At 70.1% G+C, this 25,391-nt stretch carries 21 protein-coding genes and 1 tRNA gene; 15 read left to right on the top strand and 7 right to left on the bottom strand.

Annotation, left to right across the window (positions count from 1 at the left end):
- Positions 1-30: 30 nt before the first annotated feature.
- The 3 genes from AB7F12_RS04315 to AB7F12_RS04305 are packed head-to-tail and all read left to right on the top strand — an operon-like array spanning position 31 to position 2,650.
- Positions 31-1,341 carry a cryptochrome/photolyase family protein gene (locus AB7F12_RS04315; RefSeq protein WP_428499916.1) on the top strand — a complete coding sequence of 437 codons (1,311 nt, stop codon included), beginning with the start codon at positions 31-33 and terminating at the stop codon, positions 1,339-1,341.
- A gap of 57 nt (positions 1,342-1,398) precedes the next feature.
- On the top strand, positions 1,399-1,893 hold the full coding sequence (locus AB7F12_RS04310; RefSeq protein ID WP_428499915.1) for a MauE/DoxX family redox-associated membrane protein: 495 nt from the start codon (positions 1,399-1,401) through the stop codon (positions 1,891-1,893).
- A 1-nt stretch (position 1,894) separates the two neighbouring features.
- Positions 1,895-2,650, top strand: a complete 756-nt coding sequence (locus AB7F12_RS04305) for a DsbA family protein (protein WP_428499914.1) — start codon at positions 1,895-1,897, stop codon at positions 2,648-2,650.
- 51 nt (positions 2,651-2,701) lie between these two features.
- Here the strand turns inward: AB7F12_RS04305 and AB7F12_RS04300 are convergent, their stop codons facing one another.
- Positions 2,702-4,678 (bottom strand): S9 family peptidase, encoded by a 1,977-nt coding sequence (locus AB7F12_RS04300; protein ID WP_428499913.1) that lies wholly within the window; start codon positions 4,676-4,678, stop codon positions 2,702-2,704.
- A gap of 73 nt (positions 4,679-4,751) precedes the next feature.
- On the opposite strand from AB7F12_RS04300, the gene AB7F12_RS04295 reads away from it, so the two are divergent.
- Positions 4,752-4,824: transfer RNA gene (locus AB7F12_RS04295), tRNA-Ala, on the top strand.
- 91 nt (positions 4,825-4,915) lie between these two features.
- Here AB7F12_RS04295 and AB7F12_RS04290 read toward each other — a convergent pair.
- Positions 4,916-6,124, bottom strand: coding sequence for a tyrosine-type recombinase/integrase (locus AB7F12_RS04290; protein WP_428499912.1), 1,209 nt, complete (start codon positions 6,122-6,124; stop codon positions 4,916-4,918).
- Positions 6,121-6,336 carry a helix-turn-helix transcriptional regulator gene (locus AB7F12_RS04285; RefSeq protein ID WP_428499911.1) on the bottom strand — a complete coding sequence of 72 codons (216 nt, stop codon included), beginning with the start codon at positions 6,334-6,336 and terminating at the stop codon, positions 6,121-6,123. The genes AB7F12_RS04290 and AB7F12_RS04285 overlap by 4 nt, the downstream gene beginning before the upstream one ends.
- A 295-nt stretch (positions 6,337-6,631) precedes the next feature.
- Here AB7F12_RS04285 and AB7F12_RS04280 point away from each other — a divergent pair, with 295 nt between their 5' ends.
- Together AB7F12_RS04280 and AB7F12_RS04275 are read left to right on the top strand one after the other, a co-directional pair.
- A complete protein-coding gene (locus AB7F12_RS04280; RefSeq protein ID WP_428499910.1) occupies positions 6,632-8,371 on the top strand; it encodes a DUF6119 family protein in 1,740 nt (579 codons plus the stop codon).
- A 31-nt stretch (positions 8,372-8,402) separates the two neighbouring features.
- Entirely contained in the window at positions 8,403-9,287 is an 885-nt protein-coding gene (locus tag AB7F12_RS04275; protein WP_428517868.1) for a nucleotidyltransferase domain-containing protein, read from the top strand.
- 69 nt (positions 9,288-9,356) lie between these two features.
- Here the strand turns inward: AB7F12_RS04275 and AB7F12_RS04270 are convergent, their stop codons facing one another.
- From AB7F12_RS04270 to AB7F12_RS04260, 3 genes are read right to left on the bottom strand one after another with little or no spacing between them, the layout of a single operon-like run.
- Positions 9,357-12,434 carry a type I restriction endonuclease subunit R gene (locus tag AB7F12_RS04270; RefSeq protein ID WP_428499906.1) on the bottom strand — a complete coding sequence of 1,026 codons (3,078 nt, stop codon included), beginning with the start codon at positions 12,432-12,434 and terminating at the stop codon, positions 9,357-9,359.
- 53 nt (positions 12,435-12,487) lie between these two features.
- Complete coding sequence (locus tag AB7F12_RS04265) at positions 12,488-13,723, bottom strand: hypothetical protein (protein WP_428499905.1); 1,236 nt, start codon at positions 13,721-13,723, stop codon at positions 12,488-12,490.
- Positions 13,723-15,690, bottom strand: a complete 1,968-nt coding sequence (locus AB7F12_RS04260) for a type I restriction-modification system subunit M (protein ID WP_428499903.1) — start codon at positions 15,688-15,690, stop codon at positions 13,723-13,725. The genes AB7F12_RS04265 and AB7F12_RS04260 overlap by 1 nt, the downstream gene beginning before the upstream one ends.
- A gap of 463 nt (positions 15,691-16,153) precedes the next feature.
- Between AB7F12_RS04260 and AB7F12_RS04255 the strand changes: the two genes are divergently transcribed.
- Positions 16,154-17,302: a DUF932 domain-containing protein gene (locus AB7F12_RS04255; protein WP_428499902.1), complete on the top strand. Its 1,149-nt coding sequence runs from the start codon at positions 16,154-16,156 to the stop codon at positions 17,300-17,302.
- A 93-nt stretch (positions 17,303-17,395) separates the two neighbouring features.
- A complete protein-coding gene (locus AB7F12_RS04250) occupies positions 17,396-18,553 on the top strand; it encodes a hypothetical protein (protein WP_428516531.1) in 1,158 nt (385 codons plus the stop codon).
- Between the two features lie 75 nt (positions 18,554-18,628).
- On the opposite strand, the gene AB7F12_RS04245 is transcribed toward AB7F12_RS04250, so the two are convergent.
- Positions 18,629-18,865 (bottom strand): hypothetical protein, encoded by a 237-nt coding sequence (locus tag AB7F12_RS04245; RefSeq protein WP_428499899.1) that lies wholly within the window; start codon positions 18,863-18,865, stop codon positions 18,629-18,631.
- Between the two features lie 77 nt (positions 18,866-18,942).
- On the opposite strand from AB7F12_RS04245, the gene AB7F12_RS04240 reads away from it, so the two are divergent.
- From AB7F12_RS04240 to AB7F12_RS04210, 7 genes are all read left to right on the top strand, one after another.
- Positions 18,943-19,278 (top strand): hypothetical protein, encoded by a 336-nt coding sequence (locus AB7F12_RS04240; protein WP_428499898.1) that lies wholly within the window; start codon positions 18,943-18,945, stop codon positions 19,276-19,278.
- 174 nt (positions 19,279-19,452) lie between these two features.
- The gene (locus AB7F12_RS04235; RefSeq protein WP_428499897.1) at positions 19,453-21,198 is read left to right on the top strand and encodes a ParB/RepB/Spo0J family partition protein; all 1,746 of its coding nucleotides are present in this window, start codon (positions 19,453-19,455) and stop codon (positions 21,196-21,198) included.
- 74 nt (positions 21,199-21,272) lie between these two features.
- Complete coding sequence (locus tag AB7F12_RS04230) at positions 21,273-21,719, top strand: hypothetical protein (protein WP_428499896.1); 447 nt, start codon at positions 21,273-21,275, stop codon at positions 21,717-21,719.
- A 127-nt stretch (positions 21,720-21,846) separates the two neighbouring features.
- On the top strand, positions 21,847-22,242 hold the full coding sequence (locus tag AB7F12_RS04225) for a hypothetical protein (protein ID WP_428499895.1): 396 nt from the start codon (positions 21,847-21,849) through the stop codon (positions 22,240-22,242).
- Positions 22,243-22,865: 623 nt separating this feature from the next.
- On the top strand, positions 22,866-23,354 hold the full coding sequence (gene ssb, locus AB7F12_RS04220; protein WP_428516533.1) for a single-stranded DNA-binding protein: 489 nt from the start codon (positions 22,866-22,868) through the stop codon (positions 23,352-23,354).
- 265 nt (positions 23,355-23,619) lie between these two features.
- Positions 23,620-24,603: a bifunctional DNA primase/polymerase gene (locus AB7F12_RS04215; protein WP_428516535.1), complete on the top strand. Its 984-nt coding sequence runs from the start codon at positions 23,620-23,622 to the stop codon at positions 24,601-24,603.
- A gap of 506 nt (positions 24,604-25,109) precedes the next feature.
- Complete coding sequence (locus AB7F12_RS04210) at positions 25,110-25,328, top strand: hypothetical protein (protein ID WP_428502121.1); 219 nt, start codon at positions 25,110-25,112, stop codon at positions 25,326-25,328.
- The last annotated feature ends 63 nt before the right edge of the window (positions 25,329-25,391 follow it).

Raw genomic sequence — 25,391 nt, 5'->3', positions numbered from 1 at the left:
CCGCGGGTCGAACAGCCGCATGCTGGGGCGATGCAACCGCTGCTGGTCTTCGCCGACCAGCTCGGCCGGCACGTGCACTCGACGGCACTCGAACAGGTCGGCCGGCCCGTCGTCGTGCACGAGCCGACCTCGCACGCCGCGGCCGACCTCGTCGACCGGCTGCGCAGGGACGGGCTCGTCGCCGACGTCCTGCCGACACCCACGTTCGCCCTGTCCCGGGCGGAGTTCACGCAGTGGGCCGGCGACCGCGAGACCTTCCGGATGGAGGACTTCTACCGTGCCCAGCGCACCCGGTTCGACGTGCTCATGGACGGTGAGCAACCCGTCGGCGGGAAGTGGAACCACGACCACGACAACCGCGAGCCGCCGCCCAAGGGCGCCCGCACGCTCGACGTCCGCGGCCCCTGGACGCCCACCGAGGACGACATCGACAGCCGCGTCCGCGCCGACCTCGACGCCGCCGGCCACCCCACCGTGGGCCAGGACGGCCCGCGGCTGTTCGCCGTCACCCACACCGAGGCGCGCACGGCGCTGCGGCACTTCGTCCGCCACCGCCTCGCCGCGTTCGGCCCCTACGAGGACGCCGTGCTCGGCGACGACTGGGCGATGGCGCACTCGCTGCTGTCGGTGCCGCTCAACATGGGTGTCCTGCACCCCCTCGACGCCGTGCACGCCGCCGAACAGGCCCACCGCGCCGGCGCGGTCCCCATCGCCGCGGCCGAGGGCTTCGTCCGCCAGGTCCTGGGCTGGCGCGAGTACGTGTGGCACCTGTACTGGCGGTTCGGCAAGGGCTACCTGCGCCGCAACGCCCTGCGCGCCCACGCCCCGCTGCCCGACTGGTGGGCCGACCTCGACGCCGACGCCGTCACCGCGAACTGCCTGCGCACCGCCCTGCAAGGGGTCCGCGACCGCGGCTGGACCCACCACATCCAGCGGCTCATGATCCTCGGCAACCACGCCCTGCAACGCGGCTACCAGCCCCGCGAGCTCACCGAATGGTTCGCGACGGCGTTCGTCGACGGCTACGGGTGGGTGATGCCGCCCAACGTCATCGGCATGAGCCAGCACGCCGACGGCGGCATGATGGCGACGAAGCCCTACTCCTCGGGCGGCGCGTACGTGAACCGGATGTCCGACCACTGCCACGACTGCGCCTTCGACCCCCGCAAGCGCCTCGGCGACGACGCCTGCCCCTACACCGCCGGCTACTGGGCCTGGGTGCACCGCCACGCCGACCTGCTCGCCGGCAACCACCGCACCGCCCGCGCCGTCTCCGCCATGCGCCGGCTGGCCGACCTCGACGCCGTCCTCGACCAGGAGAGCGCCCGCGAGAGGTTCTGACCCGATCGGGACAGTGCCCCCGGACGATCTCTCAGGTTTCGTCGATACGCTGATCGAGTGGAGCGCGGGCGGATCCTCGATGTCATCGGGACCCTCGCGCGGCTCGGTCTCGCCGCGGTGTGGCTCGTGTCCGGCGCCATCAAGGCCGCCGATCCCGACCAGACCTACATCGCCGTCCGCGCCTACGACGTACTGCCCACCGACGTCGTCTCCGTCGTCGCCACCGTGCTGCCCTGGCTGGAGCTCGCCCTCGGCGTGCTCCTGCTGGTCGGGCTCGGCACCCGCGCGGTCGCCGTGCTCTCGGCGCTCGTGCTCGTCGTGTTCGTCGCAGGCGTCGTCCAGGCCTGGGCGCGCGGGCTCTCCATCGACTGCGGCTGCTTCGGCGGCGGCGGCCAGGTCGCACCCGACGCGACCGCCTACGGCACGGAAGTCCTGCGCGACGTCGGATTCCTACTGCTCGCCGGGTGGCTCATCTTCCGCCCGCACACCCTGTTCGCGCTCGACGGGCGCCTGGAGACCCGGCCGCAGGTGCGGTCGGAAGAGAGGAACTGACGTGGGCGGAGCCTCGCGCAGCGAGAAGCAGCGCAAGCAGGCGGCCAACCAGCGGCTCGCCGCGGCCGGGATCACCCCGAAGCAGAGCGGGCCGTCGAGGGGCACCCGGATCGCGCTGGTCGTCGTCGCGGCCGTGGTCGTCGTCGCCGGCGTCATCGGCTACTTCGTGATCTTCAACCGCAACTCGACGGCCCCGAACTTCGCGGTCGCCGCCAGCGGCACCGTCGTCACCGCGGGCAAGGCCGACGCCCCCGTGACCGTCGACGTCTACGAGGACTACCTCTGCCCCGTCTGCGAGCGGTTCGAGTCCCGCTACGCCGACGACATCACCGCCGCGCTCAACGACGGCAAGGTCAAGGTCAACTACCACTCGACCGCGATCCTCGACAGCCTCACCACCCCGCCCGGCTACTCCACGCTCGCCGCCAACGCCGCACTCTGCGCCGTCCCGGCCGGCATCTGGCCCGCCTACCACAAGGCCCTCTACGACGAGCAGCCCGCGGAGAAGAGCGCCGGACTGACGGCGCAGCAGCTCGTCGACATCGGCACCAAGGCGGGCGCGACGAGCCCCGACTGGGCCACCTGCGTGACCGGCAACGGCAACGCCGCCGCCATCGGCGCGGCGACGAAGGCCGCCATCGCCAACCCGGCGCTGCTCACCAACGGGCAGTTCGGCACCCCGACGATCCTCGTCGGCGGTCAGAAGATCGACCTCAACGACAGCAAGTGGCTGTCGAACGCGATCGCCGGCAAGTGAGCCTGTGACCGCCCGGTGAGTGGCGACGGTCGCCGGAGCGACCATCGCCACTCACGACCTCCCGGGAGCCCGGCCGCCCAGGTGCCGGGCGAACCAGTCGAGGATGATCTCCGCCCGCTGGATGCGGTGCCGCGGCGAGCCCGTCCGGCTCAGGCCGTGGCTCTCCGAGTCGAACCGGTGGTACTCCACCGGCCTGCCCAGCATCCGCAGCGCCACGAACAGCTGGTCGGCCTGGTCGACGGGGCAGCGCAGGTCGTCCTCCGAATGCAGGACCAGCACCGGCGTCCGCACGTCCTGCACGTAGGTGATGGGCGACATCCGCCGGTAGACGTCCGGGCGCCGCACGTGGTCGACACCGATCTCGAAACGGAAGAACCCCGCCACGTCCGACGCCCACTCCAGCGACTCCAGGTTGTTCACCGCCCGCTCGCTGCACGCCGCGGCGAACCTGTCGGTGTGCCCGATCAGCCAGCTCGTCAGGTAGCCGCCGTACGAGCCGCCCAGCACCCCCACCCGGTCCGGGTCCAGGTCCGGGTTCGCGGCCAGCGCCGCGTCCAGCACCGTCAGGACGTCGTCGGCGTCGACCCCGCCCCAGCCCGTCCCCGGGTCGATCTCGGCCTCCGGTGCCCGGATCGCCCGCGCCCACGCCTGCGTGCCACCCGTCGACCCGTGCGGGTTGCAGTACACGACCGCGTACCCCGCGCCCGTCCACATCTGGAACTCGTCGAACCACGTCTCGCCGTACTGCGTCATCGGGCCACCGTGGATCGACAGCAGCACCGGCGTCCGCGCACCCGCGGGCTCCGCGGGCCGCACCAGCCACGCGTCGATCTCCCCGCCGCCCGTGGACGCCACCGTGAACCGCTCCGGCTCCCGCGGCGGCACCGCCGCGTGGAACGCGTCCCCGACCGCGGTGAGGCGCCGCTGCGTCCCGTCGGGGTCCAGCACGAACAGCTCGGGCAACGACGTCGCCGTCGACGCGGTGAACGCCAACGTGCCGCCCGCCTCGTCGTAGCCGGTCACCCACCGCCTGCCCGCGACGACCGGCGCGCTCGGCCCGCCCGCCACCGGCACCCGCCTGACGTGGACGCTGCCGTGGTCCTCGCACGAGAACAGCAGCCCGTCGCCGTCCCACACCGGCGACCGGGCCCCCGGCATCGGCAGGCACTGCCGGTCCAGCTCCGCGGTCAGCACCGTCTCCTCGCCCGTCGCGACGTCGATCACGACGACCTGGCTGTGCGTGTGCACCACCCGGGGGTCCTCGGCGAGCGCCGCGATCCGCGTCCCGTCCGGCGACCACGACGGCATCTGGTGGGCGAACGTCCGGCGCGTCAGCGCCCGCGGCTCCGTCCTGCCCGTGGGATCCACGAGATGGACGTCGGACAGGATGGGGGAGACGTCCCAGTCGTCGTAGCGGGCGGCCGTCACCGCGATCGTCGCGCCGTCCGGGGCCCATGCCGGCCCGCCGTGCTCGAACGGTCCGCCCGCCACCACGGTCGGCGCCGCCGACCCGTCCACCGGCACCACGAACACGCTGCGCGGCCGGTCGACCGTCCAGCCCTCACCGTCCAGGCGCGTGAACAACCGCTCGATCCGCCGGGGCGGGCGGGCCCTCTCGTCCGGCCCGTCCAGCCGCGACGTCCGCTCCCGCGACGCGAACGCGATCCGCGACCCGTCCGGGGACCACGCCGGCTCCTCGACCGCCTCGTCCCGGGTGCACAGCGTCCGCACCTCGCCGGGGCCGTCGACGGGCGCCACGTGCAACGTCGACCGTTTGTCGGCGCCGCGACGGCTCGTGAACGCCAGCCACCGCCCGTCCGGTGACCAGACCGGCTGCCCGTCGCCGTGCTCACCCGCCGAGAACGGCCGCGGCGGTTCCGACCCGTCGGCCGCCGCGATCCCCACCGCGCTCCGGTAGACGTTGTCGTCGAGACCGACACGGGTCACGACGAAGGCGACCAGCCTGCCGTCCGGCGACACCCGGGGGTCGTCGACCAGCGCGATCCGGGCGATGCCGACGGGCTGCACCCCCGAACCGTAGGTGAGAGGTGACCCCGTTGCAGGGGGTCGTACGGGGCCGTGTACGGTTTCCACATCGCAAGGGGCTGTGGCGCAGCTGGTAGCGCACTTGACTGGCAGTCAAGGGGTCAGGGGTTCGAATCCCCTCAGCTCCACCCTTATCTCTCGATCATCATCTCTGCGGAATCCGCAGTTCAGCGGCTCGCTGCCAGTCGTTCTGGCGTTCTCGAACTCTGATTCCATGATCTACATTGCCTGGGGCTGGGGACCACCTGGGGACCGCGGAGCGCCCAGGTACGCGGTCAGCGCGCTCCCGGCGGCCGTGATGGCCCGGTGGTCGGGGTGCAGGTACCGCTGAGTCGTGGTGATCGCCGCGTGGCCGGCGATGACCCGCAGGACGTGCACGGGGACCCCGGCGTCGGCCATCCAGGTGAGGCCGGTGTGCCGGAGATCGTGGCGACGTAGGTGTTCCAGACCGAGCCCGGCGACGACCTCGTCCCACTGCGTGGCGTCGCGGAGAACCGCCGTTGCGATCCGGCCTCCACGCGGGCCAGTAAAGAGCCGTCCGTCCGGGCGCTCCCGGCCATCGCCCATGCGCCGCCGGACGACGTCCCGCACCTCCGCGATGAGGGGGACGACCCGGGCGCGCTTGCCCTTGGTCCCCTTGTCGGCCAGGCCGCCCGGGGACGGCGTCGTCTGCCGGCGGACGGTCCAGAGCCAGGTGTCGGTGTCGATGTCCCCGACGCGGCAGCCGGCGACCTCGCCGATGCGGGCGGCGGTGCTGGCCGCGAACAGCACGACGTCGCCCCAGCCGCGGTACTGGCCGGAGGACCGCGCAACGAGGGCGTCGGCCAGCCGGGCCAGCGTGGCCCAGTCCGGGAGCGCGAGCGAACGCGGGTCGTCGAGCTCATCCTCGGCCTTGCGGAACGTGTGCTGCCACCCGGTGACCCGCGCAGGGTTGCGGTCGATCACCCCGTCACGGACAGCTTGTTCCATGATCCGGACGAGGATGGCGAGACTGTTCTTGATCGTAGAATGGCTGCAGCCGTCCGCGATCCATCCGTTCACCGCCCGATCGACGCCGCCGTTGGTGATCATCCGCGGCGCGATGTGCCCGAGCGTGGGGAGGACGCGTCGGCGCCAGCCGGCGAGGTACGGGTCGAGGGTCTTCGGCTCGAGGCCACGGATGGCCAGGCTCATCACTGACTCGCCGTACTCGGCAAGCGTCATGGTGACGGTCTCAGGGCGCACGCCGCTGTTGGCGAGGCGTTGCATCTGGTCGATCCAGGCCCGTGCGGCGTCCTCGTTGTCGAAGGCCTCGGATCTGGATGGGCGCTTGCCCGTCGAGGGGTCGGTCCAGCGCACCCGCGCGCGGTAGGGGAGAGGGCGGTCAGGCCGGTACTCGACGTCGCCACGGACGGCGACGTCGAGCGGCGGACCGACCTCTCCGCTCATGCCGCAGCGCCCGGGTCGACTCGTTGGGTCCGGAGCCAGGTCTCGACGTCCGACACGGCATAAATCGTGTGCCGGGCGGAAACCCTGACGAACGGCGGCCCCTGAGGGCGGCGTGCAGTGCGCCACCGACGCACGGAGGACGGGTCGACGCCAAGGAGCTCGGCGAGCTGCTCCGTGGTGTACCAGCGTTCGGCGGTGATGCCCGGTTCCATCGATCAGCTCCTACGGCCTGTTCGCTTCGGTCGCGGTGAGTCGCGGCCGCGACCGATCATGCCGAGCCGCGTGGCCAGATCCGTGATCGATGTGTGGTCCCTGCAGGATCGCGGTGTGGTCGTGCAGTTGCTCCACATGAGGATGCTCGGAGGAGCAATGCCCGTCCAGCCCGAAACCGGGCAAGCTGTGGACAGGTCGACCGCGTCGTGCAGACGCGCATGCGGTGGGACGTGGCAGGTTCAACGATTTCACTGGCCGTGACTGATCCGACACGATCGGGCACACTGATCTGCAATGGTGCCGGTCCACGCGATGCTCATGGTGCGGGACGCCGATGTCATGGATCTGATCGAGAAGTTTGGACCAGACACTGGTTGCGAGTGGTACGAGCTCGATGGCGCGGGGCGCGCGTTGGAAGCAGTACCGCGTCCCGCGGCAGCCGCCGCGGTCCAGGCCGTTGTACGGCGTGTCTCCCCGTCGACAGCCGCATGGAAGCCGTTCCTGGCCGGTCTGGGTGTGCCCATCGATCTAACGCCCGCTCCGGACGGGGAGTCGGCCCTCGTCGTCGTTCGGACCGAGGCCGACCCGGCCCGAACCGTCATCTTCTGCTTCGGTACCGCGTCCCAATCTGTCCCCAAGGATGTCATCGACGGCAGGTTCGGCCTGATCGTGGCACTCAACAAGCACTGCGGTGGTGCAGCGATCCCGGCTTGGCGTCCACAGCGCGAGCGATCGCGGCGGCGGGGCACGGCTGACTCCCCGGTGGCGGTGCGTCAGCTCCAAGCCGACGTCCGCGGCGGGCATCGGCACAGCCTGGTGGCGAAGAGCCCTTCGCCATCGCCGGTCGAGGGGCTCGGCTTCGACACCGTCGCCGACCTGCTCCGCGCGATCCGCGTCGTGACCGAGGACGACATGATGCCCGACCTGGATGGCGGCCGCGGGCTCCGGTTCAACACCCCGCTTGATGGGTGGTCGGACCTGGTCGACCTGGCCGAGCACCTCGTGTCGCTGCGGGCGCGCACGGACTACCGCCGTGGCTGGAACTGGGTAGACCACATCGTGCCTGTCACCCCACGGCCGGAGGTCGACCGCCTTCTCGACGTGTTGTTCGCCCGCATCGTCGACAACGAGGACGCGGCCGTCGATCTGGTCCTGCCCGACATCGACAGTGACAACGCCGATATCGGCAGGCTCTGCTTCGGTATCGGGCGAGAGGAACCGATCTCGGCGCCCGTCGAGTGGCGGCTCGTCCGCCGGCATCTCCTGGCGACGCGGTCACGCCCGTCCCGACCCCTGCACAGCCGTCTGCGCCTCCGAGCAGACGGGGCCCCTGCCGACACCGCGCAGCAGTTCGACCTGTTCGACCTGCTCGTTGCTGAGTTCGATGACGATACAGAGCACTACGTCCTCAGCGACGGTGAGCTGCTGCGGGTCGATGCCGGATTCCTCAAGCGTCTCGACGCGAGACTTCGCCGCCTGCCCTGGAGCAGGTTTCCTTTCGCGACCTACTCCGGTGGCACCGAGCGGAACTATCTGGAGTATGCAGTCACCGACAGCGACGGTCGGCTGGCGTTGCTCGATCAACGCAACATCACGCTCGAAGGCGAGACCGCGTTCGAGCCGTGCGACTTGATCTCCGACGACGGCCGGCTCGTGTTCGGCAAGCTCAAGGGCCGGTCATCCACCTTCAGCCATCTCTGTACCCAGGCTGAGGCAGCGGCCGCGTTGCTTCTGCGTCATCCGGCCGCGCGAGATGCTCTCTTGGAGAAGGTCGCGGCCAGCGGCGCATCGGCAGCCGTGGAGAACGCCGCCACGGACGCGATGGCGGCACTGGAGAACAGGCAGCCCGGTCGGGTCACCGTAACGTTGCTCCTGCTCGGAAGCTGGCGACGACGGGACCTCGGGTCGCTTCCATTGCTTTCGCGCCTCCGGCTCCAGCGCGCTGCCGATGCGATCACCGACCTCGGGTACATCCTCGAGATCGCCTCACCTGACGTAGTACTGCGTCGCGGCCGCGGTGTTGGTCGCCTTTGAGGGAAGCCAGCGGGCGGGGAGGAAGCAGTTCATGAAGCGAGCACGGGCGACCGAGTTGTTGATCGAGATGTTGCGCCGCGTCGACGCCGGTGGGACCTGGCAGCTCGACGTGATCCAGGAGCTACACCTATTCGGGTCGTACGCTCGCGGTGCCGTGGAGCCCGGTGACGTCGACGTCGTCGTCGACTTCGATCACGACCGGTCGGAGTGGAACCAGCATTTCCTCGAGTCGTTCAGCTACGGCAAGGACCCGCACGCGACGCTGCGGATGGCACTGCGGGGACGGGCGCGGTCGTTGTCGCTGATGTTCGGCAAGGACCGGCACGACGACATCCCGATGCTCCTGCTGTGGCGCCGGGGTGAGCACGTTGAGCAGGCCATCGCCCGTATCCACGCGATCGCCCCCGACTCCGCCGCGACGCGCGCAGAGCGCGACGCGATGCCCGACTACCTTCGAGGTGTCGGCGACAAGCTGCCCCGATACCTACGTCGTGAGCTGGTCGCGCTGGTCGACGATGAGGTGCTCGATCTCGCGGAGATCGTCCTGCCGGAGCGCACTCCTTCGGCGACGTGGTTCGAGGAGGTCATCCGGCATCGCTGGAGCGCCACAAGTCCTCTGCGACGTGCCGCCCTTGCAGTGTTGGCGCACTGGGAGTCTCGGGACGTCGACCTCGCGCAGGTCCACCTGCACGGGACTGATCTTGACGTGTACTCGTCGTCGACGCCCTACTGCGCAGGATTTCATCTGCGCTACTTCAAGGCAGTTCGTCAGTGCTTCGTCGACCACGGCGACCAGGAATGGATCGAAGTGGTGTCCCCAACACGCCGCGGCCCTCTGCAGGCCCTTCTGGTTCGGCGCGGCCGGAACTTCACGACATCCGGATGGCCATGGTCAGATGGCAGCTACTTCACGTGACGTCGGCTGTCCTGATCCAGTGGGCCCGGTCTGGCGGTCTAGATTCACCGATTATCCCGGCACCGTTCGCTACTCCTGCGCTTCGCCGCCGGTGGAGTTCTGGATCTTGCGGTACACCTCGCGGCGCGCCCAGGCGGTGAGCGCGTCCTTGAACTCAGGCTTGTCGAAGAACATCCGGAACAGCTCGTCATTAGCGGCCTGCCGGTCGATCAGCACCTCGGCGAACTGCTGGTCGAACACGTAGGCGAAGTTCTCCTCGGTGTTGTCAGTAGCCACGTCGCGCAGGTCCGGGTCGGCGGCGGCCGCCTCGACCTGCTGGTCGAACCAGATCTGGTCGACCTCGGTCAGTTCCGTGCCGAACCGGTCGTTGAGCAGGTCGATGACGTCGGAGAGCCGCACCTTGTCGGGTCTTGCCTGCTTGCCCTTGCCGCCGCCCTGCATGGTGGGCAGACCGTCCTCGCCGGCTCCCTCGGACAGGCCGAGGTCGTGCTCGGCGATGTACTTGGTGCGGATGTGGGTCAGGACTGCCGCATCGCTGATGTCGACGCCGCCCTCGTCCTCGGTGCGGGGTAGGCGGGTAAGCAGCACCTTCCCGTAGTAAAACAGCTCCTCGAAGTCGGTCGAGACGAGCGGGAGCACCTGGCCGAGGAAGGCGTATGTTCGGACGAAGTCACGTAACGCCGTCCGGAAGTCCTCACGGTCCTCGGCCTGCTCGATGGCCGCGTAGCGCTCGACGGCGGCGTCGGTCATCGCGTAGAGCGCGGCGTGCGCACCGGCTTCGGATGTGAGCAGTGCCGTGACCATCGTCCGCATCTCGGCTGGGTCAATTACACCGGCGTCGAGGATGCGCTGCTTGAGTGTGGAGAGCACGTTCGGGTCGGTCGGCTCGGTCCAGGTCGTCTCGTAGAACGGCGCGAACGAGGCCTTGATGTCGTCGGCCTTGTTTGCGAAGTCCAGCACGAACGTCGAGTCCTTGCCGGGGATGGTGCGGTTGAGTCGGGAGAGGGTCTGCACGGCCTTGACTCCGTCGAGCTTCTTGTCGACGTACATCGTGTGCAGCAGCGGCTCGTCGAACCCGGTCTGGTACTTCTCGGCGACGATCAGCAACTGGTAATCATCGACGTCAAACGGAGGGTCGCCCTTGAACCGGGCGGCGATCTCCGTCTCCGGGATCGAGGTGCCATCCGCACGGCGGTTCATGTTCGACTCGGTGTAGTACTTCTCCTCTACATCCGGGTCCTGCACCTTGCCGGAGAACGCGACGAGCGCGTGGACGTCGGTGTAGCGCTTGACGGCGATGTAGCGCTCGATCGCCTGCTTGTAGCGCACCGCATGCAGCCGGGACCGCGTGACGACCATGGCTTTCGCGCGCCCGCCGATCTCCCGCGCGGTGACCGAGCGGAAGTGCTCGACGATGATCTCTGCCTTCTGCGCGAGGTTCGACGGGTGGAGCGCGACGAACCGCGCCAGGGCGGCGTTGGCCTTGCCCTTGTCGACCTCGGGGTCGTCGCTGCTCAGGCCATTGGCGAGGCGGAAGTACGTGGAGTAGGTGACGTAGCTCGCCAGGACGTCGAGGATGAAGCGTTCCTCGATGGCTTGGCGCATCGAGTAGAGGTGGAACGGTTCCTGCCGGATCCCGGACGGGAGCGAGGCGTCGGCGATCTGCTCACCGAACAGGGCCAGGGTCTTCGTCTTCGGCGTTGCGGTGAACGCGAAGAACGACAGGTTGTCCTGACGGCCCCGCGCCTCCGCGCTGGCACGCAATGCACTTACGGTGTCGGCCAGCTCGTCCTGCGGGTCCACGCCCAACGCCGCGTCGTACTGCTCGGCGGCGTCGAGAACTGTGTCCTCGGTTCCGCCCGCGCCCGCACCCAGAACGGCCTTGAGATCCTTCGCCGACTCACCGGACTGCGACGAGTGGGCCTCGTCGACGATCACCGCGAAGCGCTTGGCGGACAGGTCGGTCGCGGCTTCCGCAATGACCGGGAACTTCTGCAGGGTCGTGATGATGATCTGCGCGGAGCTTCCGGACAGGGCCACCGCGAGTTGCCGACTGTCCTTGTCGATCCGCTCGACCACCCCGGGAGTGTGGTCGAACTGCCAGATGGTGTCCTGCAGCTGGCGGTCCAGAACCGTCCGGTCGGTGACGACCACGACCTTATGGAACACCTTCTCGTTCGCACCGAGTCCCGATTGCGTCGGGGTCGCGTCGGCGGGGGTGTGCAGGGTGGACAACCGATGGGCGAGCCAAGCGATGCTGTTGGACTTCCCCGATCCTGCGGAGTGCTGCGCCAGGTAGTTGCGTCCGGGGCCGTGTGCGGCCGCGGCCTGCGCAAGCCGGAGCACGAGGTCCCACTGGTGATAACGCGGAAAGATGATCTTCCCGCGGATCTTCTTGCCTTTCCCGGCGGGCTTCTCCTCGTGAACGAAGCGGGCGAGCAGGTCGAGCCAGTTGTCCCGCTGCCAGACGCGCTCCCACAGGTACGCGGTGCGATAGCCGACGCTGTTCGACCGGTTGCCCTTGCCGCCGGCCCGGCCGGGACCTTCGGACCCTTCGTTGAACGGCAGGAAGTAGGTGTCGTCGCCGCGGAGGCGAGTGGTGAGGAAGACCTGGTCCTGGTCGACCGCGAAGTGCGCCACCGTCCGCCGATCGAAGATCAGATCCTTGGCGGAGCGGTTGTTGCGGTACTGCGTCTTGGCGTGCTCGACGTTCTGGCCAGTCACCTGGTTCTTCAGCTCGGCCGTCGCGATCGGCAGACCATTGAGCAACAGGAGGACATCGAGGCTGTCGTGCGGGTTGGTCTCGCTGTGGTGTACCTGCCGGGTGATCACCAGTCGGTTCGCGTCGTAGAGGCCGACCAGTGCGGGGGTCAGCGAGTGTGCCGGCTTGAAGAAGGCCAAGCGGATCTTGATGCCCAGGTCCTCCACGCCATGGCGCAGCACCTCCATCGTGCCGCGCGAGTCGATCTCCGCAGCGAGCCTGCGGCCGAACTTCGCTTGGGCCTCGTTCGCGCCGCCATGCAGCCTGATGAGCTGAGCCCACTTCGTCGCCTGTGTGGCGCCGATGAACTCGAACAGCACCGCTGTGTCGAGGCCGAGGTCTCGGCGAAAGTTCGACGCAGCGCCCGCCACCCAGTTGTTCGCCAAAAGGTGCGACTCGATGGCGTTCTCGAACGCACTCTCTGTATGGGCACCTGGCATCAGCTCACGCTCCTCGCGGTCGTGACGTCGAACTGGCCAGTGACGGCACCAGTGATGATCGCCTGCTTCCGCTCACGGACAAGGTTCGTTTGTCGGTGGGCAAGTGAGACCGCCTGCCGACGCTGCGTCTCAATTGCAGACAAGACACCAAGAATTTCTCGCTGTCGAACTGTGCTTGGCAGGGGTAACCGAAAGCTCATAATCTTGCTGCTGTTCGTCGAGGCAAGGTTGGTTGACCTGGTGCCGGTACTCTCGAAATACCCGCGTGCGTAGTGAGTGCGAGTCATTGCCGCCAAGTATTCAGGTAGGAGCAACTCGGGACGTGGGCGTAAGGCAAAGATGTGATTTTGGTGAACACAGCCATCGAGTTGTCCCGCCCATACCGTCCCGCGTCCTAGCTTGTCGAGGTCGCCACCTTCAGTCATTAATACATCGCCTGCATGAAGAAGTGATCGCATTGCGAGCTTCGCGTCCAGTCGAACTGTCTTGACTTCCGATAGATCAAGAAATCCGTCCTGAACGTTCGCGACGCGCAGGTACGGGTATTCGTGATCTCCTCCGCGCTTCTCGTCAAGCGTAACGCCGCTCTGTAGGCGGCAAATGTATCCGAGCCTCGGAGTAGGAAGGGCGTCGCAGTCACCATCGCTAGGTGTTAGGAGATGTGAAAGCTGACTTAGCGCGCCTTCGTTGATTAGCGATATCTGATGCGACCGCTTGCTAATGATGTGATCAAGGATTGGCACCTGCTCGTCAAGAAAGCGCGCGATGGAGTTCTGCTCGGCAGGGCTGAGTTCCGGGAAAGTGGCTGCCCGGAGTCGTTCAGCGCTCAGGTGCCAGATCGCCAAGCCTTGGGCCGCGCGTGCGTAGAGCCCGCTGCCGTGAGCGTGACGGGACCACCAGTAGAGGAATCGGGGGTCCGTGCCCGGACGTGGGCGGAGACGCAGCAGCGTGTTCTGGAACATCACTTGTTCGACTTCGCCTGTCCACAGTGCCGTTTGCCCGACACTACTTCGGCTGCCGGAGGCTTCGGTGACAAGCACGTCACCCAGAGCAAGGCCGTACCGGCGCTCCTCCGCCGGCTCGAAGTGCATTGTCTTGACGTCGTCGAGTTTGAGTTCTCCATCGCCGACGTTGGCGGCGCGCAGGTAGGGGACCTGTCGGGGGCCGTGCTCGGTGCCTGGGCTCCGCATCCGCCCCAGGGTCACCTCTGCGACGGCGCGCAGGGGGACCGCCATTAGCGGGCGACCTTCTTGAGCAACTGCTGGATCTCGGCCTCCACGCGATCGATGTCGGCGTCGATCTCCGCGATGGGTCGGGGTGGGACGTAGGTGTAGAACAGGCGAGTAAACGGAATCTCGTAGCCGGTCTTAGTCTTCGTGGCGTCCACCCAGGCGTCGGGAGCGTGGGGGAGTACCTCCCGCTGCACGTATGCGTTGATTTCCTCGGTGAGCGCAACGTTCTCATTGTCGCGCAGGTCCGGGTCCGGAAGCCGGACACCCTTGCGATCGGTGATGACGTCAGCCGTCGGGTCCGCGACAGCGGCGGCCTCGACGACGACCTTCTTCACCGGTGCGGGCAACGCTGCCTGACCGCGGGTAGCGGTCTCGGTCAGCAGGCGCTTGGTGAACGCCGCCTCGGTGTCCTCAGTGACTTCCAGCAGGGCTCGCATCGCTTCGAGGACGGCAGCGTGGTCGATGTCGGCCGCCAGGAACTGCTTGGCGATCTGCACCTGCTCGATGGCGGCCTCATTGACCGTCCAGCGTCGCCGCAGCGGTTGCTCGACGGTGATGCGCTGGTAGCCGAAGTCGTCGTTGTTGAAGATCTTCACGCGGTCGTTCGGCTCGTCGAGTGCGTGGTGGTAAAGCCGGGTGATCTCGTCGATCTTCTCTGCTGTGACGTACTTGCGCTTATCGCCGAGACTCTTGCGCATCTTGGCCCACTCGCCGCGGGCGTCGATGAGTGCGACCTTGCCCTTGCGATGCTCGGCCTTGCGGTTGGTGACGATCCAGAAGTAGGTGTTGATCCCGGTGTTGTAGAACATCTGGTCCGGCAGGGCGACGATGCCCTCCAGCCAATCGCTCTCGATGATCCACCGACGGATCTCGGACTCGCCCGAACCAGCACCGCCTGAGAACAGCGGGCTGCCGGAGAACACGATCGCGATGCGGCTGCCGCCGTCCCGCTTCGGCTTCATCTTGTCGATCATGTGTTGGAGGAAGAGCAGGCTTCCGTCCGAGACGCGCGGCAGACCCGCACCGAAGCGGCCCTCGGTGCCGAACTCGGCCTTCTCATCGCGGATCTGGCGTTCGATCCGCTTCCAGTCGACGCCGAATGGTGGGTTGGCGAGCATGTAGTCGAATGTCTGGCCGGTGAACTCGTCGGCCGAGAGACTGTTTCCGAGCTGGATGCGGGTCGGGTCCTGACCCTTGATCATGAGATCCGAGCGGGCGATCGCCCAGGTCTCCGGGTTGAGTTCCTGCCCGAACACCTCCAGGCGGGCCCGGGGGTTCAGCGCTCTCATGTGCTCCTGGCCGCCAGTGAGCATTCCTCCGGTCCCGCAGGCCGGGTCGAACATCGTGCGCACCGGTGCGGTGCCGCGCAGCGCGTCGTCGTCCTCGCTGAACAGGATGTTCACCATCAGCTGGATCACCTCGCGCGGCGTGAAATGCTCTCCGGCCGTCTCGTTGCTCATCTCGGAGAACTTGCGGAGCAGCTCCTCGAAGATGTAGCCCATCGCCTCGTTGGGCACGGTGTCCGGATGCAGGTCGACGTCGGCGAACGCGCTCACGACATGGAACAGCAGGCCCGCGTTGTCGAGCCGGGTGATCTGGTTGTCGAAGCCGTACTTGTCGAGCACCTCGACTGCCCCGGTGGAGTACGCCGCGATGTAGGCGCGGAGATTGCCCGCGAGGTTCGGTGCGTCGTCGAGCAGCCGCTCGAAGTCAAGGGTGCTGACGTTGTAGAACGGCTGCTTCGCGGTCCTGAGCAGGATCGGATCGACGTTGCCGACCTTGCCGATCAGCGTGGACGCTCGGGCGACCACGGCGTCCTTCGTCGGCTTGAGCACGCAGTCGAGCCGACGCAGAACGGTCAGCGGCAGGATCACCTGGCCGTACTCATGGCGACGGTAATCGCCTCGCAGCAGGTCGGCGACCGACCAGATGAAGCTGACCTTGTCGTTGAAGCCCTGCACCTGGGTCACGCTTCAGTACTCCCCGTCACATCCTGGTCACCGAAGGGTCGACGGTAGCGCGAGGTGCGCTGATGGGCACGGACCGGCGTCTGCGATCCAGGGCGCTAATGCGACCTGTCGAACGGCCGGCGACGAGCGTCGCGGCGGTAGGAGGAGCGCAGCGGACCAATGGCGCCTCGTCTTCGGACCGCGGTGATCACCTCGGCGTCCTCGTGCCGGATGGGGCAGCCGACTCTGCCCGACGCCAGCGTCGCCGCGAAGGGCGTCCGCCCGGCCCGATCCGAGTGAGACCGGCGTCAGTTCATCCCGGCGTCGTCATCGGGCAGTCGCGCCGGTCTCGCGTCGATCGGGCGAGCGACCGGGTCCTTCGCGCTCGTGCCGGCGCCGGGCATGTGAGTCGCGCCCCACCGCGTCGCGGCGGGGTCGCCCGGCAAGCCCGCCGGGTGCCCAGCGACCCGTTGGAGCGTTCATCGTGACCAGCACCGACTCGTTCTTGACTACCCGCAACGCGACCGTCGCCGACCTTGTGGCACTGCTGCAGGCTCAGCACGCCGCGAAGCTCGACGTCGTCGCCCCGGCCCGCCACCTACTCGCCGAGAACGGCCGACTGCGGCTGATCGGGGTCGGTGAACCCCGGCTCACCCCGGACGGAGTAACGGTGGGGGAGACGGTGCTGCGACCTACCGCGACCGCCGACGCCGGCATCGCCGAGAAGCTCGGCATCCCGCTGCCCTACCTGCGCCGCCTGCGCGCCGAGCAGAACGGCCTCTACGACGCCAACGTCAACACCTGGCTGGCCGAGGAACCGGACCGTCGCTTCCTGGTCCGCGGCCTGCACGACCCGGACAGCGGGACCGGAGTGGCGCGGGCGTTCCTGTCGGACTCCTACCGCATGGTCGACAACCTCGACGTCCTGATGGCCGCCCTGGAAGGAGTCCGCACCGCCGGCGTCCCCGTGGACATCGCCGGGTGCGACCTCACCGAGCGCCGCATGTACGTCAAGGTTCGCGCCCCGCAGGTCGCCGAGTACGCCCCCGAGCTACTCGCCGGATACCGCAGCCCGTTCACCGGGGCGCGCGGAGCCGACAACCCGGTGGTGTTCGCCGGGTTCGTCCTCTCGAACTCCGAGACCGGGCACGGGTCGTTCTCGCTGACCCCGCAGCTCACCGTCCAGGTCTGCGACAACGGCATGACCATCACCCGCGACGCCGTCCGCGAGGTCCACCTCGGCGGGCGACTGTCCGACGGCGTGGTGCGCTGGTCGGCCGACACACAGGACGCGGTTCTCGACCTTGTCGTCAAGCAGGCCCGCGACGCCGTCGCGACGTTCTTGGACCACGGCTACGTCCGGGCCAAGCTCGCCGAGATCACCCGCGACGCCGGGGTCGCGATCACCGACCCGGCCGCGACGTTGGAGCACGTCGGGAAGGCGCTGCGGTTCACCACCGAGCAGCAGGCCACGATCCTGGCCCACTTCATCTCCGGCTCCGACATCACCTCGGGCGGGGTGCTGCACGCGGTGACCTCGACGGCGCAGACCCTCTCCGACGCCGACGCCGCGCATGACCTGGAGCGCCACGGGCTGCGTGCGATGGCCCTGGCCGCCGCGCATGCCGCCTGACCACGCCACGACCACGCGGCGGGGCCGGGCTCGGACGAGTCTGCCGGGACCGGCCCCGCCTCATCAGCTCATCTCCGAGAAGGGACCACCGTCATGACCGTCATCCCGCAGCACGTGAGCTCGTTCCCGACGATCCCCGCCGGGCAGTTACGCGTCGGGGATCTCATCCACAACCCCAACCACGGTGCTACCACGTACGTCCTGGTGGCCCGGGTCGCCATGATCGACAACGTGGTGCACCTGATGGTGTACGACGCCGCGCATCCCGACGGCACCCCGGTGACCTACCGCCCGCAGGACCGGGTGCTGCTGGCGTGTCGGGACCTGATCGAACCCGACGACGGGCTCCGGGCCTGGACCGACGCGAGCTGGCGTCGCGCGCACCGGCGTGGCGCGGCGTTCGCGCTGATGGACCAGATCCGGGCCCGTAGCGTCGGCCTGCCCCCGATCATCGGTGCCGACGCTGACGTCGATGCGGAGATCGATCGCCTGCGCGGACGCGATCCGCTGCCGCCCCGGGTGGTGGCGGCCACCGAGCTGGCCGGACTGGTGGCTCTGCAGCACCGCGACGGACGCCTGGTCCTGGACGTCGACCAGCCCGCGGTGCGCGCGGTGCTCGCCCTGTTCGTGGCGCTCAAGGACGCCGAGGGCAGTGACGGGTCCTGGAACGGCGGGGACGTCGTCGCGATCGTGTCCGAGTGGTTCGCCCGGATGGGTATCGACCCGGACCGAACGGTCGAACAGCTCGACCGCCGCGTGGTCACCACCGCCCCGACCCACGGTGCGGCAGACCATCGTGCACCCGACGACGACCTGCGCCCGCTAGGGCAGGCCGGTCCCGACATGACCGGCGCGGACGACGGGTTCGCGGTGATCGATCTGGACCAGGTCGCCGAGCTGGTCCGCGCCGCGGGTGTCGAGTGTGTCATCGACACCCCGGGTGGTGGGGTCGCGGTGTTGCTGGCCGGTGCGCCGACCGAGGAACCTGCGTGGGCGTTTCCGTGGGCGGTGCATGCCGGACCGGGCCGATTCAGCTGGGACGAACCGTCGCTGGCCTCGACGCGTGATCTGCGGGTCGGTCCCGACACGGCTGACAGGGACGCCGCCGTTCCGGTCCGGGAGGTCGGCGCGGTGACCGAGGAGCAGATTGCCGAGCTGGTCGTCGGCCAGGTCCGGCGCCGAGGTCTTCGTGCGACGGCCCGGGCGTCGTCCACGCGGTCCGCCGGGCGTTCGGGCGGCGATGCGGGCTGACCGGGTGGCGCTCGGCCGGCCCACGCCGGTCGAGCGCCTCAGTTGTGTCCGGTACCCGCGAGATTCTCGGAGGCGTCACAGCGGCAGGGGCCACCGGAACGCCGCCGGGTCCCGGTCGCAGAACACGTGCTGGAGCCATTCGTGGTCGTGCGCGGTGACCCGGAAGTCGGCCACGGCCGGCCGGTCGAGCTGTTCCCAGGTCACGACGGCCGCGACGACGGTGTCCCACAGGCGTTGCGGCCCGCCCTGGCGGGCGGGACGCAACCCGCCGGGCCCGGGGATCGGCGTCGACGGCGAACCCGCTGCCGTCACCGGCATGTCCTGACCAGGCGCCCGCATCGACGTCGAGGAGAAGCCCCGCAGCCCGTTTGCCGCCCAGATGCAGCTGGGTGAGCAGCCGGACGGCCGGGTCGGCGAGCAGGGCGGGATCGACGGCGGTGACGCCGCACTGCGGGTTGATCATGTCGAGAGGCTGGTCCCAGGTCTCGCTGTCGCGGTGCGGTGTGTCGTGCCGGGTGCGCAGCGGCATGAACGCGCCGGGGGAGGTCGAGGAACGTGCCCTCGACGCGGTCGTCGTCGGCGCGGTGCCGTCGACGTCGCGACTGCGCTCCAGCACCTTCACCGCCCGCCAGTGGCATGTGCGGCCCGGTGCGGGGGCGGGGCGGCGCACTCTGGCAGCGCCGCCGGGCGTGGTCGACGCCCCGCGCAGCTGGCCGCCCGGGTGAACCGGCGCAACACCGCTTCCCCTTCGGTGACGTTCGCGCTGCCGCCGGTCCACACCGTCCGGCGCAGCCCGAGGGCCCCGCCCACGCCCGCCGCGCGCCGCCCTGGCCGAGTGCGCCCCGCACCCGCGGAGCAACGAACCGCCGAGCCGCAGCGCCCGGCCCAGGGAGGACCCAGTGACCATCACCGACATCACCCAGAACACCGACGACACCACCGGTGTCACCGACACCGACGACGCGACACCAGACCACGACAGCGCGACCGACACCACCACCACCGGCGAGCCGTCCGACCCCGCTCCGTCCGACCCCGACCCGTCCGACCCCGACCCGTCCGACGCCGTGCGGGCAGCCGTCGAGATCGGCGAGCTCGTCGCCGTCGATCCACGCATCCTGGTCGTAGGCGTCAACGTGCGCCGCGACCTGGCTCTGGACAAGCCGTTCCTGCGCTCGATCGCCGAGCGCGGCGTCCGCGAGCCGATCATCGCCCGCCGCGCCGCCGACGGCGCGCTGGTGGTGCGCAAGGGCAAGCGCCGCACCGTGGCCGCCGTCGAGGTCGGCCGCGCCAGCGTGCCGGTACTGGTCGAGCCCGGATCACCGGACACCGACGACGTCCTGGACGGGCTGGATCGGGCCGCGCGGGAGGTGCGGGTCGAGCGGATCGTCGACCAGCTCGAGGAGAACCAGCACCGCACCGGCACGAGCGACACCGACGAGGTCCGCGCCCACCAGCAGCTGCTTGACCTCGGGTTGACCGCCGGGCAGATCGCCCGGCGCACCCACGTCCCGACCGCTCGGGTCAAGGTCACCACGGCAGTGGCGCGCAGCGAGCTCGCCGCCGCGGTGCTCGACCGCTATGAGGTCACCCTGGACCAGGCGGCGGTGATCGCGGAGTTCGACGACCGCACCGACACCGGCACCGACGCGGTCAAGGTCCTCACGGTGACCGCGGCGAAGAACCCCGCGCAGTTCGACCACGTCGCGCAGAAGCTCCGCGACGAGCGCGCCGACGCCGCCCTGGTCGCCGAAGCGGTCGCCGACCTGACCGGCCAGGGCCTGCAGCTGGTCGACCCCGACCAGCCCGGCGACGCCCGGCAGATCAGCGGGCTGCGCCAGAGCGAGGAGACCCCCAGCGGCACCGAGCTCACCGCCGAGGCACACACGGGCTGCCCGGGCCGCTCGGCCAGTGTCGAGGTCCGCCGCGGCTTCGACCGGCAGCCTCAGCTGCGGATCGTGCACTGGTGCCTGCACCCGGACATGCACGGGCACACCGCCCGCTGGACCCAGCTCAACGCTGACGGCAACCGCACCGGCGCCTCAGCCGCCGGGAATGGGGGAGCCGGGAGCGCGGGCGCGCTGAGCGAGGAGGAGAAGGCGCAGCGGCGGCTGGTCATCGCGAACAACCGGGAGTGGGATTCCGCGACCACCGTCCGGCGGCAGTGGCTGCGCACCTTCCTGGCCCGGAAGACTCCGCCGCGCAACGCCTGGGCGTTCATCGCCGCCACGCTCGGGCGGGCCGGGCACGACCTGCGCCGCGCGATGGAGTCCGGACACCCCACCGCGTGCGAGGTACTCGGCCACGACCCGGTCGGCAGCGTGTACACCGGCCGGCCCCACCCCATCGCCGAGGCCGCCGCGACCGCCTCGCCCCAGCGGGCCACCCAGCTGACGTTGGCGGTCCTGCTCGGCGCCGCGGAGGACGCCACCAACCGGCAGACCTGGCGATCCCCCGAGCCGGGGCACCGGGCCTACTTCACCGCGCTGCGCGACTGGGGCTACCCGCTGTCCCCGGTCGAACAGCTCGTCGTTCCCGACCCCGACCAGCCGGGCGACGACCGGGACGACGCCGAGCGCACCGACGGCAGCACCGCCGGCAGCGGTGACGCCGGACCGGTGCAGGACGGCGAAGCGAGCAGCTGATCCGCGGGTCGGTGGGGCCACCCCCGCGGCGGTGGCCCCACCGGCCAACCACTCGCATCGTTGGAAGGAGATCGATGACGTTCCCGCAGTGCTTCACCCGCTACGACTGGTGCCGCAGCTACGTCCTGCCCGCCCACGTCCTCACGACGATCCCGCGCACCGGCAGTGTCGGGATGCTCGGGGCGCACAACGCTGCCCGCGGCCTGCTCGTCGAGATCTGCCGGCACGCCGGCGCGACCCCGGTCGCGCTGGACTACCGCGAGACCGTGCTGCCCGACGGCGACATCGCCATCGCCGCTACCGCCACGGCCCGGCACCCCGACGGGACACCCCTGGTCGTCGCCGCCACGGTCCGGGCCCGGCGTTGCACACCGGACCGGGTCGGAGACTGGACGCTGAGGATGGACGGCGTGCACCAGGTCGAGCAGGACCGAGCCTGGCCGCCGTCCCCGCCGATGCAGGGCCACATGGTGGCCTGTCTGGCTCGACGTACACGCCGCGCATCTGAGCTCTCGACATGACGGCGCGACACCAATGCTTGCTCGTCGCGTTCCACGGTGGCGGAGCGCGGATCGTGACAAGCAACTGCGGTGACCGGCGTTCGTCCCGGCGTGACCGACTGTCGGGGTGGTCTGCCACGCTGCCCGGATGGCTGACCTCGACGCGCAGAAGCTGCCCGTGTGGGTGTGGCCGCTCGGTGTCGTCCTTGCGGCGGCAGCGTTGCTGCTGTTCGACCTGCAGCAGTGGGTCGGTACGCCGGTCTGGCAGGCGGTTCTGATGGCGGGCGCTCTGAGCGGTGCGGCCTACGTCGCGACGATCATCCTCCTTCGCGGTGCTCGCGGGCTGGATCGGTGGGTGGCGATCGCCATGGTGGCGGTCCCGACCGCGTTCCTGCTGTTCGGTGCTGCTGGCCCGATCGTTCAGGCTCTCGACCTGGCCGGGGTCAAGCTGCCGCTGCGGGTGGCTCTCGGAGCCATGCCGCCGATGTTGATGCTCGGTGCCGCAGTGCTGGGACACGGCCTCTACCGCAGGTCCAGCGGATGACCTTCCGGGTCGGATCGTCCACCGGTCGGCCAGGTGGAGGGCCGTGACGGCGGGACAGGCCTGCTTTCGGCGAAGCCGCCGCCGACCGGCGCCCCGGGGATGATCAGCTGTCGTGTGAGCCGTGGCCGTCCTCGGCGGAACCGTTCCCGGCCCGAGACCGCGTGTATGGGCTGCGCGTCCCACTGTCCGACCATCACGCGATGACGGTGCCGATCGCCATTGCGGACCGCCGGCGACGCCTGCTGTAGGACTGCCGGAGCGCGGCGGCAGCGCGCCGAGGGGACATCCACGGTTCGTCGTCGGCCGGGGCGCGTGAGTCGCGAGTCGATCCTCCGGGTGCGATGTGAGCTGGACCGTGCTCGTTCCGTCGATCCTGCCTTCGGTGGCGGTGTCCGGGGGGACGCCCGGAGGTCAGCACAGCACGGGTGGGGCGAGCGGCGATGAACCCGGGCCCAGGTCCGACCGGGTGGGACGAGCCTCGCTGCGCTCGGACGCCTGCGGCGTTCCCACCCCGGTCGGACGAGCCCGGAACCCCCGCCGTCCCTACGGGACCCCACCCGCGCCGCGCTGAGGCCAGGGCCGCGTCACCCACTGACACCCCGCTCCGAGAGAAGGAACCCACGATGAACAAGATCACCGTCCACGGCAACGTCACCGGCAAGCCCGAGCTGCGGTTCTCCCGCTCCGGGGTCCCGGTCGCGACCTTCACCATCGCGGCCAACCGGCGCCGGCTCAACCGCGGCACCGGCCGCTGGGTCGACCTGCCTCCGGTGTTCCACCGAGTGGTGTGCTTCAACGGCTTGGCCGAGAACATCGCGGCCAGCCTGGACAAGGGCGCCACCGTCGCGGTCACCGGCGAGTTCGCCGACGACAGCTACAAGCGCGACGACGGCACCATGGTGCGCCGGATCCAGATCGAGGCCGCTGACGTCGCCGCGAGCCTGCGCTACGCCACCGCCACCCTGGTCAAGAACGCCCGTCCTGCCCGCGACGCGGACCGGGTCGATCACGCCGAGCCCGACGGCGCGCAGCCGGACGGCGATGCGCCCGCCGAGGAGGCCGCGCCGGAGTCGGGCGCCCGGCCCGAGCTCGTCGTCGTCGGCTCGGACTGAACCGCTGCGAGCGGCGGGCCCGGACCATCCGGGCCCGCCGCCCGTGTTCTCCCACGCATCGCCGCTGTCCGCGACGATCGCCGCAACGCAACCCGTCGTTGCCCTCACGGCGGGCTACGCGGGTCTCTCGCGTCGGCCGGGCAGCGTGCCCGCCACCGACTGCCACGCGCCAGCCACGCCGCCGCCACGCGCGGGCGGCACGGTCGTGGCGCGCGGCGACGCCGGCGGCGGGCCGGTCTCGCTGCCCCGACGCGAGGAGACCGCCATGACCCGCACCCACCCGGCCGGCCACCACAGTGGGCCGCCGCGACGTGAGCGGCACCGCGACGCATCGCCACCCCTGCTGGCCGCCGCGCTCCGCGCCGCCGCCACCGGGTGGCCGGTGTTCCCCGTCCGCCCGCGGGTGAAGATCCCGGCCGTCACCGACTGGGAGAATGCGGCCACCACCGATCCCGACCGGATCACCGCCTGGTGGTCGGCCCGTGCATGGAACATCGGGCTGTGCACCGGCCGCGCCGGGCTGCTGGTCGTCGACCTCGACGTCGGCTGCGGCGACCAGCCGCCCCCGCAGTGGGCCGGCGCCCGTGACGGCGTCGACGTCCTGGACCGGCTCGCCGCCGCAGCGGGCCAGCCACCGCCGACCGGCACGTACACGGTGCTGACGCCGTCGGGCGGCCGGCACCTGTACTTCCGCCAGCCCGCCGGCACGCAGCTGCGCAACACCCAGGGCGCCCTCGGCTGGCGCATCGACACCCGCGGTCACGGCGGCTTCGTGCTCGCTGCCGGTTCCCGCTCTCCGCAGGGCCATTACCGTGCACTCCCGCACCCCGTGGCCGAGCTCCCTGACTGGATTACCGGCGCCCTGACGTCCACGCCCGAACCGGCTGTCGAGGCCCAGTCCACGGATCGGCCGGCAGTGTCCGGATGGCGGGTGCAGGCATACCTGCGGGCGGTCGTCGAGGGCGAGCGGCGCCACGTCGTCACCGCCCCCGTGGGGCAGCGACACCGCACCCTGCTTCGGGCGGCCCGACGGCTCGGGCACTGGGTCGGCGGCGGCGTCCTCGCCGAGTGCACCGCTCGGGGCGTGCTCACCACCGCCGCCGCCTGCTACATCGGAGTCGGCGGCTACACCAGCGAGCAGGTCGACCGCGACATCACCGACGGACTTGCCTACGGCGCCCACCGACCCCGCCACGTCGACAGCATCCCGGACCGCCCCACCCCAGACCGGGACGGCCCGGGCCGTTGAGCGCGAGGCGGCGGCCGAGGGTTCGTCGAGCGCGCCGCCGTGAACGACACGCAGCGGAGCGCCGACGCCGGTCCGCCCGGCGCGACTGAGCGGCCTCGACGGTGTCCGCGGCTCTCCTCCGCAAGCCAGCACGCCACCCCCGGCCGTAGTCGTCCCGTGGTTCCGGCCGGTGGCCGATGCGTGGTTCAGCCGGATCCGCGCTCAATCGTCGCCGCATCGGACCGGGCCGCGCTCGTCGGGAGGTCGGCTGCGCAGGTGGCGACGGGGGCGGGCCTCCGGCGCACGGCACCGATGGACCGCCCCAAGGGTCAGCACACCGGGGCGGGGCAGGCGGCGATGAACCCGTGCCCATCCGACCGGGTGGGACGAGCCTCGCTGCGCTCGGACGCCCTGCGGGCGTTCCCACCCGGTCGGACGAGCCCGGACCCCCGCCGGCCCTGCGGGCCCCCGCGCCGGCGTGCTGAGGCAGAGCCGCGTTCCAGCGACACCGAGCACCGGAGGCCCTCATGTACGTCACCACCCGCGAGATCACCGAGACTGACACCCGCGCGACCCGCCTGGAGGCCCTCGAAGCCCAGGTCTGCCGGGCCCGCGACGACCTCGCCTGCGCCGCAGCCAGCGCCGACATCGGCTACGCCCTGCACACCACCGAACAGCTCGCGACCCTGCTGCAGCACACGCTGCAGGAACTCGCCTGCCTCGCCCGCGAGGTCAGCCCACGCTGACCCTCCAGGCGGTCCGCGCCGGTGGAGCGGACCGCATCGGGCCGCCTGGCCCATCCGACCTCC

Origin of the sequence: Pseudonocardia sp. (assembly GCF_050250275.1) — a bacterium.
GTDB lineage: Bacteria > Actinomycetota > Actinomycetes > Mycobacteriales > Pseudonocardiaceae > Pseudonocardia.
This window is presented reverse-complemented; position numbering and strand designations above follow the sequence as displayed.

Coding starts and splice junctions, on each gene's coding strand:
- AB7F12_RS04315 (WP_428499916.1), top strand. CDS start 31: ATGCAACCGCTGCTGGTCTTCGCCGACCAGCTCGGCCGGCACGTGCAC.
- AB7F12_RS04290 (WP_428499912.1), bottom strand. CDS start 6,124: ATGAGCGGAGAGGTCGGTCCGCCGCTCGACGTCGCCGTCCGTGGCGAC.
- AB7F12_RS04285 (WP_428499911.1), bottom strand. CDS start 6,336: ATGGAACCGGGCATCACCGCCGAACGCTGGTACACCACGGAGCAGCTC.
- AB7F12_RS04280 (WP_428499910.1), top strand. CDS start 6,632: ATGGTGCCGGTCCACGCGATGCTCATGGTGCGGGACGCCGATGTCATG.
- AB7F12_RS04275 (WP_428517868.1), top strand. CDS start 8,403: ATGAAGCGAGCACGGGCGACCGAGTTGTTGATCGAGATGTTGCGCCGC.
- AB7F12_RS04265 (WP_428499905.1), bottom strand. CDS start 13,723: ATGGCGGTCCCCCTGCGCGCCGTCGCAGAGGTGACCCTGGGGCGGATG.
- AB7F12_RS04250 (WP_428516531.1), top strand. CDS start 17,396: ATGACCGTCATCCCGCAGCACGTGAGCTCGTTCCCGACGATCCCCGCC.
- AB7F12_RS04230 (WP_428499896.1), top strand. CDS start 21,273: ATGACGTTCCCGCAGTGCTTCACCCGCTACGACTGGTGCCGCAGCTAC.
- AB7F12_RS04225 (WP_428499895.1), top strand. CDS start 21,847: ATGGCTGACCTCGACGCGCAGAAGCTGCCCGTGTGGGTGTGGCCGCTC.
- ssb (WP_428516533.1), top strand. CDS start 22,866: ATGAACAAGATCACCGTCCACGGCAACGTCACCGGCAAGCCCGAGCTG.
- AB7F12_RS04215 (WP_428516535.1), top strand. CDS start 23,620: ATGACCCGCACCCACCCGGCCGGCCACCACAGTGGGCCGCCGCGACGT.
- AB7F12_RS04210 (WP_428502121.1), top strand. CDS start 25,110: ATGTACGTCACCACCCGCGAGATCACCGAGACTGACACCCGCGCGACC.